The organism is Phenylobacterium sp. (genome assembly GCF_041916435.1).
GTDB lineage: Bacteria > Pseudomonadota > Alphaproteobacteria > Caulobacterales > Caulobacteraceae > Phenylobacterium.
This window is the reverse complement of the sequence record NZ_JAYRZM010000008.1, coordinates 87,332-100,547: the sequence shown is the minus strand read 5'-3', so window position 1 is coordinate 100,547 and position 13,216 is coordinate 87,332. Positions and strand designations below refer to the sequence as shown.

The 13,216-nt window shown below is 69.9% G+C and carries 9 protein-coding genes; all 9 read right to left on the bottom strand.

Going from position 1 to position 13,216, the window contains the following annotated elements; genetic code table 11:
- Positions 1 to 26 precede the first annotated feature (26 nt).
- The 9 genes from ACE3TA_RS21435 to ACE3TA_RS21395 all read right to left on the bottom strand — a co-directional run bounded on the left by ACE3TA_RS21435 (position 27) and on the right by ACE3TA_RS21395 (position 12,934).
- Positions 27 to 230 (bottom strand): hypothetical protein, encoded by a 204-nt coding sequence (locus ACE3TA_RS21435; RefSeq protein WP_374576373.1) that lies wholly within the window; start codon positions 228 to 230, stop codon positions 27 to 29.
- A gap of 337 nt (positions 231 to 567) precedes the next feature.
- Complete coding sequence (locus tag ACE3TA_RS21430) at positions 568 to 1,830, bottom strand: Y-family DNA polymerase (protein WP_374576372.1); 1,263 nt, start codon at positions 1,828 to 1,830, stop codon at positions 568 to 570.
- The gene (locus ACE3TA_RS21425) at positions 1,827 to 2,246 is read right to left on the bottom strand and encodes a LexA family protein (protein WP_374576371.1); all 420 of its coding nucleotides are present in this window, start codon (positions 2,244 to 2,246) and stop codon (positions 1,827 to 1,829) included. Before ACE3TA_RS21425 ends, ACE3TA_RS21430 begins: the two co-directional genes overlap by 4 nt.
- Before the next feature lie 151 nt (positions 2,247 to 2,397).
- Positions 2,398 to 3,330: a DUF2493 domain-containing protein gene (locus tag ACE3TA_RS21420; RefSeq protein WP_374576370.1), complete on the bottom strand. Its 933-nt coding sequence runs from the start codon at positions 3,328 to 3,330 to the stop codon at positions 2,398 to 2,400.
- 234 nt (positions 3,331 to 3,564) lie between these two features.
- Complete coding sequence (locus ACE3TA_RS21415; protein ID WP_374576368.1) at positions 3,565 to 4,149, bottom strand: hypothetical protein; 585 nt, start codon at positions 4,147 to 4,149, stop codon at positions 3,565 to 3,567.
- A 61-nt stretch (positions 4,150 to 4,210) separates the two neighbouring features.
- The gene (locus tag ACE3TA_RS21410) at positions 4,211 to 5,110 is read right to left on the bottom strand and encodes an ArdC family protein (protein ID WP_374576367.1); all 900 of its coding nucleotides are present in this window, start codon (positions 5,108 to 5,110) and stop codon (positions 4,211 to 4,213) included.
- Positions 5,111 to 5,251: 141 nt separating this feature from the next.
- Complete coding sequence (locus tag ACE3TA_RS21405) at positions 5,252 to 9,511, bottom strand: strawberry notch-like NTP hydrolase domain-containing protein (protein WP_374576366.1); 4,260 nt, start codon at positions 9,509 to 9,511, stop codon at positions 5,252 to 5,254.
- Between the two features lie 385 nt (positions 9,512 to 9,896).
- On the bottom strand, positions 9,897 to 11,942 hold the full coding sequence (locus tag ACE3TA_RS21400) for a chromosome partitioning protein ParB (protein WP_374576365.1): 2,046 nt from the start codon (positions 11,940 to 11,942) through the stop codon (positions 9,897 to 9,899).
- A gap of 86 nt (positions 11,943 to 12,028) precedes the next feature.
- Entirely contained in the window at positions 12,029 to 12,934 is a 906-nt protein-coding gene (locus tag ACE3TA_RS21395) for a toprim domain-containing protein (protein ID WP_374576364.1), read from the bottom strand.
- Positions 12,935 to 13,216: the final 282 nt, after the last annotated feature.

Below are 13,216 nucleotides of genomic sequence, written 5' to 3'. Positions count from 1 at the left end.
CGCCTTGAGCGCCGCGCGGTCCCCCGTCAGTGGCGGGTCTTGCGAGTGTCGTGCAGCAGGGTGTGGAAGTGGGCGATGGCCGCCGCTTCGAGCTCGAACGGCGTGGCGCTGCGCTCTTCCTGACGGTCCAGCTCTTCGGCGATCGCCAGGACGTCCCAACACTCGGCGACCACATACCAGCTGCCGGTGTCATAGAAGTCGTGGGCGTGTTGGAAAACCGCTTGCGCCATCGCCATCGTCGTCATCGTCGTCTCCCGCTTTGCTGCCGGATCGGCGGGCTCGTTCCCGCGATCTCGCGACCGGGAAGGGCGGGGAGTAGGGCAGGGGACAGGGTCGGGGCCGATGGAAACCGGCCTGCAGCGCAGCGAAGGCCGTGAGGGTCCGTCGGCCCCGCCTCGCCTTCGGCGAGGTCGCCTTGGCCCCTAACCGGCCCGCCCTAGGGTCGTGAGCTGGATCGCGGACGAGCTCGCTTCGGCGGCCTCCATCCGGGAGACGACCTTCGATGTTGCGGTGAGGTCAGGGGATCAGACCCCCCTCGAGGCGTCCGATATTCGGTGTTGGAGCGCCCTAGGCCCGGGCGACCGGCACCTCGTCCAGGCGCGTGGTGTAGCGCGGTGTCCGCCACTCAGCCTTCTGCGTCCATCGGGTCCGGCCCGTCGTCGCCCCGATCACCACGCTGCCCCGCCCAAAACGGCGGTTAGAGGCGTCAAGCGCCGCCATCAGCCGCTCTGAACGCGCAGAATCCCTTGCCGACAGCAGGCTCGCCTGCATCTGCCCGGCGGGAACCAGGCCCTCGCAGACGACGCCGGCCTTGCTGTAGCGATACCCATCCCGCCAGGCCTGGCGCGCCGCCTGCCGGGCGCCGGCGACGAGCTCGGTGCTGTCGGCCGTGGCCTCAAGGAAGGTCACGGCGCCACTGGCGCTATGATGCGGCCCGGCGCCGAAGGGATTGGTGTGCATGAACACCGACAGGCGCGGGGCGACCACCCCATTGCGGCGCAACTTCTCACCCACGCGACTGGCAAAGCTCGCGACCGCCTGCAGCAAGTCGTCTAAGTCCGTGATCGGCTGGCCAAAGCTTCGGGTCACCGCACACCCCTTGCGGCCCGCCGGAACCTCGTCCCACGACAGGCAGGTTTGGGCGCGCAACTCCAGCACCAAGCGCTCGCCGACGACACTGAGCATGGCGCGGACCTGCCGCGGATCGAGGTCGCGCAGTTGGCCGGCCGTCGTCACCCCCATGGCGGTGAGCCGCGCGGCATAGGCCGGGCCTACGCCCCAGACATCGCCAACGGGCAGATCGTCCAGGGCGGCGGCGCGCATCTGCGGGTCGCTCAGGTCGCAAACGCCGTCCAGCGCCGGCGTGCGCTTGGCCAGGTGGTTGGCCACCTTGGCCAGGGTCTTGGTAGGACCAAGCCCGACACAGGTCGGGATCCCGGTCCACTGGCGGACGGTCGCGCGCAAGGCGCGGGCGTGAGCGACCGGATCGGCAAGCCCTGTAAAATCTAGGAAGCTCTCATCGATGCTGTAGACGACGACCTCGCGCGCGAACCGCTCATAAACGGCGTTCACGCGCCGGCTCATGTCGCCATAGAGCACATAGTTCGAGGACAGGGCGGCGACCTGCTCGCGGGCGCAAAGCTCGCGGACCTTGAAGTAGGGATCGCCCATCTTCAGGCCGATCGCCTTGGCCTCGGGGCTGCGGGCGATGATGTTGCCGTCATTGGACGACAGCACCACGGTTGGCCGTCCTTCCAGGCGCGGATCGAAGACCCGCTCGCACGAGACGTAGAAGCAGTTGCCGTCGCTCAGGGCGATCACTGGCGTCATCGGGACGGCCGATGCGCGCGAAGCGACCAGGCGACCACGCCCCAGATGCTGATCTCGCTCAGCGGATCGGGCGCAAAAGGCAAGGCGCGCGGGTTGTCGTGACTAAGGCTTGGCCGTCCAGCGACATAGGTCAGGCGCTTGACGGTCGGCTCGCCGTCGACGACGGCGACCACCACGTCGCCCGAGACCGGGGCCAGCGAGCGATCGCAGACCAGATAATCACCGTCCAGGACGGTCGGTGTCATGCAGTCCCCCGACGCCCGCCACAGGAAGGTGGCGGCGGGGTTGGTGACCACCAGGCGACTGACATCGATGGCGTCTTCGATCCAGTCGTCGGCCGGGCTTGGAAATCCGCAGCAGATCCGAAAGCCCACGAGGGGGAGGGGCAGGGGAAGACCAATGACAACGGGACGCATGAGACCTCGAAAGCCTGCCGACACGAGGGCAGGGACGAGGTCGAGAACATATGTAGAACATTTGTGATCCCGCAAGAGGGCTCGGCCGCTGTCCACACATCGCCAACAGACAAAAAGGGCGTGACGGCGCGAGCCGCCACGCCCAGCGATGTCAGCCGCGCGCCTTCACCGGCAGGTGACGAATGCCGTGTTCAGCCGCCTTCTGGCCGAGGTTGAGGGCCGGCCCGAAGGGCTGCAGCGACGCCGCTCGCGTTCCGTTCAAGGTGTTGGCCAGGGTCAAGACGCAGACCGGCTCCAACGCGATCAGCTCGTCATTGGCCCGGAACGGCGCAGCCCGACCGTTCCTGTCGAAATCGGCCTTGGCCAGCACCAGGGTGACGGCCTTCTGCTTGGCCCACTTGATGGCGATCTTCTCGCCACCCTTGGCGCCCGTCGTCGCCAGCGCCATGTCCGGCCACTGCGCCTGCGCCCAGTTCAGGGCGTCGAAGATGCGATGGGCGTCGTCCTCGGTGTCTGCCTGGGGGGCGGCCCGGAAGGCGACGATGACGGCGCCCGGGTCGGTGGCGGCATGTTTGCGGGCTTTGGCGGTGCGCAGGGCGTCGCGCGCCTCGATCTGGGCGGCGGTCAGACGCGAGGCTTTCACATGGCCCTTCCAGGGGGACCAGACCTCCCCGGTCGCCGTGGTGTAGCTCGCGGCGGCCGCGTCGCGCACGAACTCCAAGGCCAGGCAGGCCACATCGGCGGCGCGGGCCTTGCGGGTGGCGTCCTGCATCTCGGTGTCGGCGATCTCCGAGCCATCGAAGTCGCGGCTCAAGCGGTTGAGCTCGTCCCTGGCCCGATCCGCCTCGCGCTCGATGCGTTGGGCGGCCGAGTGAAACGCCCCGATCAGGGTCTCGCAGATGATGGTCTGGAAGTCCTCGAGCGCGGTCTCGCCAAAGACATCGAGGGTCTCGGTCAACACGGCATGGCCAAGCTGGAGCAAGGCGTCTTCGTGAGGATGGGGCCGCGGATCGTCCAGGGAGAGCGCCTGGGCTTCGAAGTGGGTCAAGTGACCGGTGAGGGGTGAGAAGGCAGCAGAGGCCATGATGGGGGTCCTTGTCGGCGTGGGGTTTTGAGCCCGTCGGCTCGACGACCGCCCCGTGCCGACGGCTGGAGACGCCCACAAGGGCTTTGAGCGCAGCGTCCCTTGTGGGGGGCTCCGGACGGTGGCGAGGTCTCAAGAGCCAGAGGACTTAAAAGACCCAAGGACCGCCGGCAGGACCCTTGGCCGCGACGGCTTCACACCCCGTCAGCGCCCACGTCTGCCTCCGCCCAGGGCTCAGTCCCGGGAGCGCCCCGTCCGTCCCTCGATGAGGTAGACGCGGTCCTTCAGCTTGGGGATGCGGTAGAGCCCGCCCAGCTCGCTGCGATAGACGAGACCGCCGCGCCGGCGCCCTGGCCAGGCGACCGCCTCGAAGCGGGAGAAGGTCCGCCCGTCCTGAAACAGAAGCGGTTCGGCCAGGACCACGACATCACCCGGCTTGGGCGTCGGCTTGGCGGCCCGCGCCGCCCGATCCGACAGTCGGCCTCGGCAGCGTTCCCGCCAGGCCAGGGCATATGTGTTCTGCGTCGCGGTCAGGAGATCGAGGATCCGCGCGGGACACTCGGACTCGCACGGCCCCATGGACTCGGACATGTCCTTGTAGCCGAACACAAGGCCCTCCCGGTCGCGCGGGTTGTAGCGCACCAGGCAGACGAGGCCCCAGACCTCCCGCTCGCCGGATGCGGCGGTGACCCACTCGACGGCGGCGTAGTAGGTGCGCCGACCAATCAAACTTGAGGCCAGAACACGAGAGCTTCCGGTGTCGCGGTCGTAGGTGAATTGGGCGTCGAGATAGGCCTTCGGGGGTCGCGTACCCCGCAAGCGAACGCATGTAGAGCCAGCCCATGGCGGTCTCCTTGCAATGATGTGGGGGGAAGGGAGGTCAGTCGGCCAGATCGGTGACCGCACCCTGGGCGCTGAACGCCAGCAGGTAGTCGACGGCCCGCTGCGCATGACCGGAGGCTTCCAGCAGCGCAGTGGGCCGATGCCGCAGGATCTTCGCCCAATGGCCGAGATAGGCGGCGTGGCTGTCGAGCAGCTGCGGCGCAAGACCGATGCGCAGACCCAGCGCCGCCGCGCCGATTTCGGCGACCAGCTCCTCGAAGGCGTAGGCCTCGTCGCCAAAGCGTTTGCCGAAGGTGCGATCCAGCCGGTGCGCCGCGCCAGACCAGTGCAGCTGCTCATGCGCCTTGGTCGCCAGGAAGTCGTCGCGTGTGTCGAAGGCGTGCGGGTGCGGCAGGCGGATCAGGTCCAGCGCCGGCACATAGCAGGCCGTGCCGCCTCCGAACTCCACCCGGGCCGGAATCGCATCCAGCACCGCGTTGCGCGCGGCGATTCGGGCGGCGGGGTCAGGATCGACGATGTCGAGAAAGGCGCGCGGACAGTCCGTCAGCTGCTCGGCGTTGAAGACGCTGTAGGTCTTCAGATAGCGCAAGACCCGCGGGTCGCCGCTGTCATCGGCCGCGCCGACCTCCGATCTTTCGGAGGGCTCACCGACCACACGCGTCTTGTAGAGGATGGCCGGCGAGGCCTTCTCACCCTTGCCGACGGGCGCACCGATGGCCAGAGCCTGGCGGAAGGTGAACCAGTACGGCGAGCGATAGCCGCGCATCGCGCCGGCGAAGGCGAGCAGCCAGGCGTTGCTGCCGCTGAAGGCTTCGCCGTTCGACCGCAAGGGCATCCTCGGATCAGCGCTGGCCTTCCAGGCTTGGCGCCACGGCGGGACGCCCGCCTCGATGCGGGCGATGAGGTCTAAGATCAGATCATCGAGCGGGTTGGACATGGGACCCTCGGGTTCGCCCCCGGGCCAATCCCGGAGCGCTTGCCCGCTCCGTCCCTTCCTCCAGCCCTTTGCCCGTCGGTCCGCCGACGCGAAAGAGCCGCCGGCTCATCACCGGCGGCTCTCGATCACAAACCTGCTCGGTCAGGCCGCGGCGGGCAGGATGGTCTGCGCCGGCCAGCGCTCAAGGATGGCGCTCAGCACGTCCGGGCGATCGGTCGGCACGAAGACGCGCGGCGTGTAGGCGATGATCTCGACGAAGCAGCCCAGCGCCGTGAAGCTGGCGCGCTGGGCCGCCGCGCCCACGACCTCCAATCGCTGACGGTCCATCACCTTGGCCCGCCGCAGCCAGAGCCCGCCGCTCAAGGCGACGGAGGCGCCGTCCGCCAGCACCAGACGTGCGGCCGAGGCGCCATCGCCGACCGCGCCGGCCGTATCGGTCAGACCCAAGGCGATCTTCAGCGGGGTGACCTGCGCCGGGTCCAGCAGGCGCCCCAGCCAGCGCCGGCCGTCCGGCGCCTTGAGCCGGCGCACCGAGGTGCGCTTGTCGGGCAGGCTGCTCCAGATCGGCAGCAAGAGCCCCGTCACCAGCACAAGCTCGCGCGTCACCCACGGGTCGGCCACCGCCAGCTCCGCCTCCCAGGCCGCGCGCCAGGTCGCCTCGTCCGTCCCCTCCCACGCCGATTCCTCATAGGCCTTGAGCGGGGCCACGCTGCGCTTCTCTGGCCGGATCAGCCGCACCGCCGGCACCAGGCGGTCGTCATCATTGGTCGTGGTCAGGCCCTGGACGACCAGGGCGGCGCGGCCGGACTTGCTGTTGACGGCGAACACCCGCGCCTGCGGATCGCTCTCCGCCAGGGCCGCCTCGGCCCGCAGCAGGGACCGGGACGTGCGCACCTGAACGCGGAGCAGGCGGGTTTCAGCCCCGGTCACCGCATCGGTGCGGATGATTTCCTCGTCCAGCACCGAGAGGTCGTCGGCGACGACGTCCTCCATGCCCCGGTCCAGCGCGCCGGACGCCGCCGCCCGCTCCAGGATGCTGGCCAGGATCTCGTCGAACGCCGCAAACAGGCTGTTCTGGTCGGCGATCCGCAAGGCCAGGAGCCGGTTGAGGAAGGTGTTCATCGCCGGCATGTCGTCCGAACTCTTCAGCTCGCCGTCGCCGTTGATCAGCCGCAGCCCGGTCTTGGCCTCGAAGGTCTCCCGGTCCATCGCCTCCACGGTGCCGAAGTGCAGGGCGATGTAGAAGGCCTGCAGCGCCCGGTGCGCCCAGGGGCTTTCGAGATTGTCCTCGGGCCGGAAGAGGCCGTTGCCGGCGGTGCGGCGCTCGCCACGGGTCAGCGCGCCCAGGCTGTCGAGCCGCCGCGCGATGGTCGACAGGAACCGCTTCTCGCCGTGGATGTCCGTGGTCACCGGCCGAAACAGCGGGGCTATGGCCTGGTTGGTGCGGTGCGAGCGCCCCAAGCCCTGGATCGCCGCATCCGCGCGCCAGCCCGGCTCGACCAGGTAGTGGACCCGCCGCTGCTGGTTCGCCGCGCCCAGGTCGGCGTGATAGCTGCGCCCGGTCCCGCCGGCGTCGGAGAACACCAGGACGCGCTTCTTGCCGCTCATGAAGGCGTCGGTCTCGGCCTTGGCGGCCGAGGCGCTGCGCCGCTCGACCACGCGGCGGCCATCTCGGCGGATCACCCGGCGGCTGCGCCCGGTGATCTCGGCGACCTGCTCGGTCCCCAAGGCCTCAAGCACCGCATCCAAGACGCACGGCACCGCCGGCAGGCAGGCCAGGTGGGTGACCAGCTCGTCGCGAAGGCGCAGGGCGGCCTGGCTGACAACAGGCGCGCCATCGACCATCACCGGCACCATGGTGACATTGCCGTCCTCATCCTCGACCGCGTCCATCGCCATGATCGGGAAGGCCCCCATCAGGTAGTCGAGCACCTGGTCTTTCGGGGTCAGGTCGACAGCGAGGTTGTTCCATTCCTCCGGCGGGATCTCGGCCAGGCGACGCTCCATCACCGCCTCATTGGTCGAGACCACCTGGACGATGGCGGAGCGTCCGGCCGCCAGATCGTCTCGGATCGAGGCCACGAGGGAGGGGGCCTTGAGGCCGGCCAACAGGTGGCCAAAGAAGCGCAGCTTGGAGCCCTCGAAGGCCGACATCACGGCGGACGCCGCTTGGCCGCTCTTGGGCTTGCCCTCTTCGGTGACCCCGACCGCCTCCAGCGCGGCGCGCAGGTTGTGGTGGATCAGCTGGTAGGCGTCGGCCCAAGCGTCCCAGATGCCGATGTCGTCGGCGCTCAGCGGATGCTTCAGGGCGTCGTACTCGACGCCATCGAACGAGAGGGAGCGGGCGATGTAGAGCCCCATGGCCTTCAGCTCCCGGGCGATCAGCTCCATGACCGCCACGCCGCCGGTCTCCACAGCGTCCATGAAGGCCTCGCGCGTCGGGAACGGCGCATCCGGCCCGCCCCACAGGCCCAGACGGGCGGCGTAGGCCAGGTTCTCCGGCGTCGTCGCCCCGGTCGCCGAGACGTAGAGGATGCGGGCGTTGGGCAGGCGGTTCTGCAAGGCCAGACCCGCCATGCCTTGCTGAGAGGCCTTCTTCGGCCCACGCGCGCCCTTGGCGCCACCGGCGGCGTTGGCCATCGCATGGGCCTCGTCGAAGACGATCACCCCGTCGAAGTCAGCGCCGAGCCAAGCCACGATCTGATCGAGGCGGGACGGCCGGTCCCCCCGCGCTGGCTGGCGCAAGGTGGCGTAGGTGGTGAACAGGATCCCCCGATCGAGGCGGATGGCGTCCGCCTGCTTCCAGGCCGATTGCGGGGTGAGGTCGCTGGCCGCGCCGCCGATCGCGCCCCAGTCCCGCCGCGCGTCTTCCAGGAGGGCGTCGTTCTTCGACAGCCACACGGCCCGGGTCCGGCCCTGGGCGAGATTATCGGCGATGACGCCGGCGATCTGCCGGCCCTTGCCGCAGCCGGTGCCGTCGCCGAGAAAGAAGCCGCGCCGGAAGCTGACCGCATCGGCTGTGTCGTCGGCGACCAAAAGCACCTGATGCGGCGCTTCGCCCAGCCGCCAGCGGCCCGGCAACAGATTGGCGTGGGCCTCGCCGGCGTAGATCACCGTCTCCAGCTGGGCGTCCGAGATTAGGCCCTCGCCCGCGATCTTGGCGGGCAGGACCGGTCGATAGGTCGGAGCCGGCGAGGCCACCGAGGCCATGGGTCCGGATTCCACGAGGGGGGAGGGGTGAGGGCGGCTTTGGGCGAAAGCGACCCGGCCCAGTTGGTAGGCCTGATAGAGGCCGACGTCATGACCTTCGCCCGACCACGGCTTGGTCTCGTAGGCGACCGGCGCCGTGGTGGCGAGGAAAGCCAGCTTGTTCGAGGGGCTCGCCAGGGCCCGTGCCCGCGGGGCCAGGATGGCGACGCTCGCCGCCGCCCGGAACTGGCGCGGCTGCGCGCTCGGCCGAGCCGGGACGGCGGCCGCCGCGAGGGCCGCGTCCGCCAAGCCCTCGGCGGCGATCACGGGTGACAGCGCGCCAGGCTCGCCACGATCGATGACCAGCAGGCCCGTGTCGACCGAGGTCCCGTGCTTGGCGTAGGCGCGGGGCGGAAAGGCCAGCCGCAACACAATCGGTCCACGCGCCGCCAGCCCGCGCATCGCGGGCGCGTCATCGAACAGGCGGGTCGGCACGATCGCCGACAGCCGGCCGCCTTCGGCCAGGGTGTCCAGCGCGGCGTGCAGATGCGCCTCCAGCACCTGGAAGGGCGGATTGGCGATGACGGCATGGAAGCTGCCCGAGGCCGGCAGGATGTCCTTCAGGTGCCGCGCGTCATGGGCGCTGCGGGCCGCCAGCGGAAACAGCCCCTCAAGGATCGCGCCGCGTTGATCGGCGATTTCGTTCAGGGTCACATTGGCCCCGCAGGCTTCCGCCAGCACGGCCAGAAGACCGGTGCCGGCAGACGGTTCGAGCACCTGATCGCCAGGCCGGATCTGAGCGGCCAGCACCGCCAGCGCGCCCAGCTGCGGCGGCGTCGAGAACTGGTCGAGCGCCACCTGTTCTTCGCTGCGCCGCGTGTGGGTGAGGCCGAGTTCGGCCAGATTGGCCAAGAGGGCGCAGATCTCGGCCGGCGCATCTTCCAGGCGGCTGATCTGAGGCGACAGCCGGCGCAGCTGCAACACCAGTGCGGCCTCCACGGCGTCATAGGCGTCGCGCCAGATCCACGCCCCCTCCGCGTCCGAGCCGCCAAAGGTCGTGGTCATGGTGTTGGCCACCAGCCGCCGGTCGAGCGTGCGCGATCGGTTCAGCTGCGGGGTCAGGGCCCGCGCGGCGGCCAGGATGTTGGCGGCCTTGTGCGCGGCCGGGTCGGAGGCTCCAGCGGTCGCGAAGAGGGGAAGCATGGCGTTCATGGCGGGGATCCGTTCACCCGCGGCGGAGGGCGCCTCCCTCCAGTCCCGACGGGCTCGCCCGTCCACCCCCTTCCTTTACCCTTTCGGAACAACGCCGGCGCCCCGACCCCCTAAGAGGTCGGGGCCCTGTCCCTACTGGGTCAGGACGACGTAGTGAAAGAGCACGCCTGTCAGCAAAAGACGGGCGCAGCCACTGTTCACAAACGGAATGCCGTAGTGTCTGATTTTGATAACGCTTGTCATGAGATCACCTCCTTTCAGATGTATTTATGCTCGCAAGACGTAGACCAGACGATTACTTCGCTCTACCGGCTAGGGTGTGGCATTTCGGCGACACCCTGTGGCGCAGTTAGAGCCCCGCCGGTCGGACGGGGGCTCCTCTGGATCAGGCCGCGATGGCGTCGGCGACCACAGCGGGCTCGCTGTCGTCCTCGGGCTCGCCGACAGGCGCTTCGGGCTCATCCGTCTCGTCCGGCGAAGGCGCCTCGTCTTCCATGGCGCCCTCCGCCTCGCCGTCGTCATCGCCGAGCGCGGCGGGGCGATCCCAGGACAGCACGGCGGGGGCCCACTGCCGTTCGGCCGCCGCCTCGGCGACGAAGGTGACGAGCGCATCCTTCTTCAGGGTCTTGGCGCGATCGTCCTCCACCCCAAGCTCCTCCAGCAGAACCAGGAGCTGGGCCTTGGAGTGGACGCTCAGATAGGCCTCGTCCGGGGTCCAGTGGGCGGAGATGTCCGCGCCGCACAGCGCGGCGATCTCGGCCGCCTCGGCGCGGGCCCCATGGCGCAGGAGGCTGGTGCGGGCTTCGCGCATGTTGAGCGAGACTGCCGTCAGCTCCGCCATCAGGGCCATCTTCTCCCCGTGCGGCAGGGTCTCGACCCAGGTGATCGGCCGCAGGCCCGAGGCGCGGTAGGCCTCGCGGCGGGCGTCCAGGCGATGGCGCACCTCCCCGTCCAGAGCCGCGATCGGCGCCTGCGACCCGCGCTGATAGCGGGTGGCGGCGATCTGCGAGGCCGAGCCGTCCAGGGCCCCGCTCGAGTGCAGGGCCAGCTGCTTGAAGAGCTGGGCCACCAGCACCGTCAGGGCCGCGCTGGGATCGTCGGCCAGGTCGCGGATCAGGCCGCGCGTGGCGACATCGGTGCGGGTCTCATGCAGGACATGGCTTGCGCCCTCCACCTCGACGTCGGCCCGGGGAACCTCAACGTCCTGGGTCACCGCGCTGGGACGGCCACCGGCGGACAGGGTGTCGTCTTCGCTCTCGTCTTCCTCGGGCAGCTCTTCGATCGGCAGCGGCACCGAGTAGAAGGTTGCGGCCAGCCCGTGTCCGTCCGACGGCGTGAGCAGCACCGCCCCGATCTTGCTGCGGGTCAGGACCGCGCCGGCCGCCACGCCATAGGCGCTGACCAGCGGCGCCAGCTGGATCGGCGCCTCATCCGTGGACGGATCGAGATCCTGCAGGGCGCTCTCGAGCTGGGTCACCGCATAGCGGGCCTCGGCCAGCGCCGTCTTCTGGACCTCGTCGAGGTCGCGCTCCCAGACATGGGCCAGGCGGAAGAAGCCGTCCGGGGCGCTGTAGCCCGCTTCCCGCGCCAGATAGACCGCCAGGCCCTCGGCCTTCAGGTGCTCGACGATCGGCTGCACACGCTCGCGCCAGGCGCCCTGCAGGACCTCCGGATCGAGCAGGAAGTCGGGGTACTCGCCGAAGAGGTCCGAGGCCACCCGGCCGCCGGCGGCCAGGTAGCGGTCCATGCCGACCAGGGTGAAGCGGTCGTCCTCGACCGTCGCCCGGTCATGCTCGACGACGGCGCGCAGCTGATAGTCCTGGAAATAGCCGTCGAGCGCGGTCTGGGCGATCTCGGCCTGCTGCTTCTTGTCGGGCAGGCGGGCGAAGAGCCGGACCTGCTTCAGGGTCAGCCGCCCCTGCCGCAGGGCCTTCAGGACCGTGGGATGAACCGCGGCCAGGGCCTCCAGCCGCTTGATCTCCAGCTCGGCATAGCCGAGCGCGGTCGAGATCGCCTGGGTGTCCATTCTGGCTTTGCGCAGCTTGCCGATGGCGGTGATCACGTCGGCGATGTGGACCGGCGCGTGCTCGGTGTTCGGCAGCACGATGGCGGCCGCCTGCTGGGCCGGGGTCTCGGCCAGGAGGCAGTCGATGGGGTAGTCGTCATCGATATCGCCGCGCTCCCGCAGCAGGATCAGGCCAAAGCGCCGGCGGCGGCCGTCGAGCGCCATGAACGGGGCCTCGCCCTTGCGCCCCGGTCGCACAATCGGCGGGATCACCACGCCGGCGGCCAGCAGGGTGTCGGCCAGTTGCGGCACCCCGTCGTCGGCCGGTTCGTGGAAGCGGAGGTTCTCCTTGGCCAGGCCAAGATCGCCGAGGCGCACCTGGATGCGGGTCATGGCGGCGGGCGAGGCGGGGGATTGATCGGTCATCGGGGTCTTAAGCTCCTCGCGCCTGGGCGAGGGACATCCTGCCCCTGGGCGCACCCGCCCGATCCCTTCCTCCCTCCTTTCCCCGCTCAGGTCAGGACCGGATCCAGCCGGCCGGCAGCCTCCGCCTCGTTCCAGTCCCCAAAGCCCTCCGGCGGCAGGGCGATGCGCGCCTTGACGCCCGCGCCTACCAGGCCGGCGCGTAGCTGCTCGGCCGAGGCCTCGCCATCCGCGCCCCGGTCGGCGGCGATCAGCACCTCGCGCACCCCCTCGGGCGGGCGCCAGTGGCGCAGGTTGCGCGTCGACATCAGCGCCCAGGCCGGCAGAGCGAAGCGGGCGCTGGCCGACAGGGTGGTGAACAGTCCCTCTGCGACCAGCATCTGCGGCGCGGCCTCATCGATGCGCACCGCGCAGCAGGCCGGCGAGGGGCCTACGGTCTTGCGGCTCAGCCGCAGGTCGAGCGCGCGACGTCCGTTGGGCGCGAGATAGGTGACCTCGACGGCGGTGAAGCCGCCTTCCCGGTCGCAGATCGCCGCTAGCAGGGCCGGACGATGGTGCCGGCTTTCGGCATAGGCCGAGACGGGCGTCTGGCCGCCATGGCGCAGCACGTCGGGGCCGGGCAGGGGGCGGCCGACGCCGCGAAGCGCGCAATGCCGCGCAGACAGCGTGCCGGCGAGCGGCCGGCCGGCCTCCCAGATCCGCAAGGCGGCCTGGCGGCGCTCCAGCCCGGTCACGGGCGCGCCCGCTTGAGCCCGGCGCGTCTGGCTCAGCGTGGTCGGCGCGTTGTGCGCATCGACCAGGCCCTCGCCGCGCAGATAGTCGAGCACATCCTTCCAGTCGCCATCGCCGAAGGTATGGACGATCACCCGCCCCTCCCGCAGCAGCAGCGAGACCGAACGGTCAGCGGCGCTATGGCCGGGCGCGGGAATATTCGCCCGCAGGCCGCGATCATAAAGATCGCCGCCCAGGGCCTGGACGATGGGTTTCAAGGACATGGGTCGATCCTCCTTTGTCCCTCAAGGGCTCGCCCCCGGCGCCCTTGCTCCGCCTTTGGCCGCCGCAGGCCGGCTCAAACCCTTTGGGGGCGTTGCGGGGGATCGCCCCCGCTGGAGGGGGTAGGCGCTCAAGGCTTGCCTTTGCGACTCAGGGGGAGGGCGCTCCCCCCGCTCGCGGCTTCAAACCACACGCCCACAGGGTCCCACGGCACAGGTCTCAACGAAGAGGATCAAAAATACGACGCCTGCCCGGTAAAACCGGGCGATCAGCAACGCTTCGTC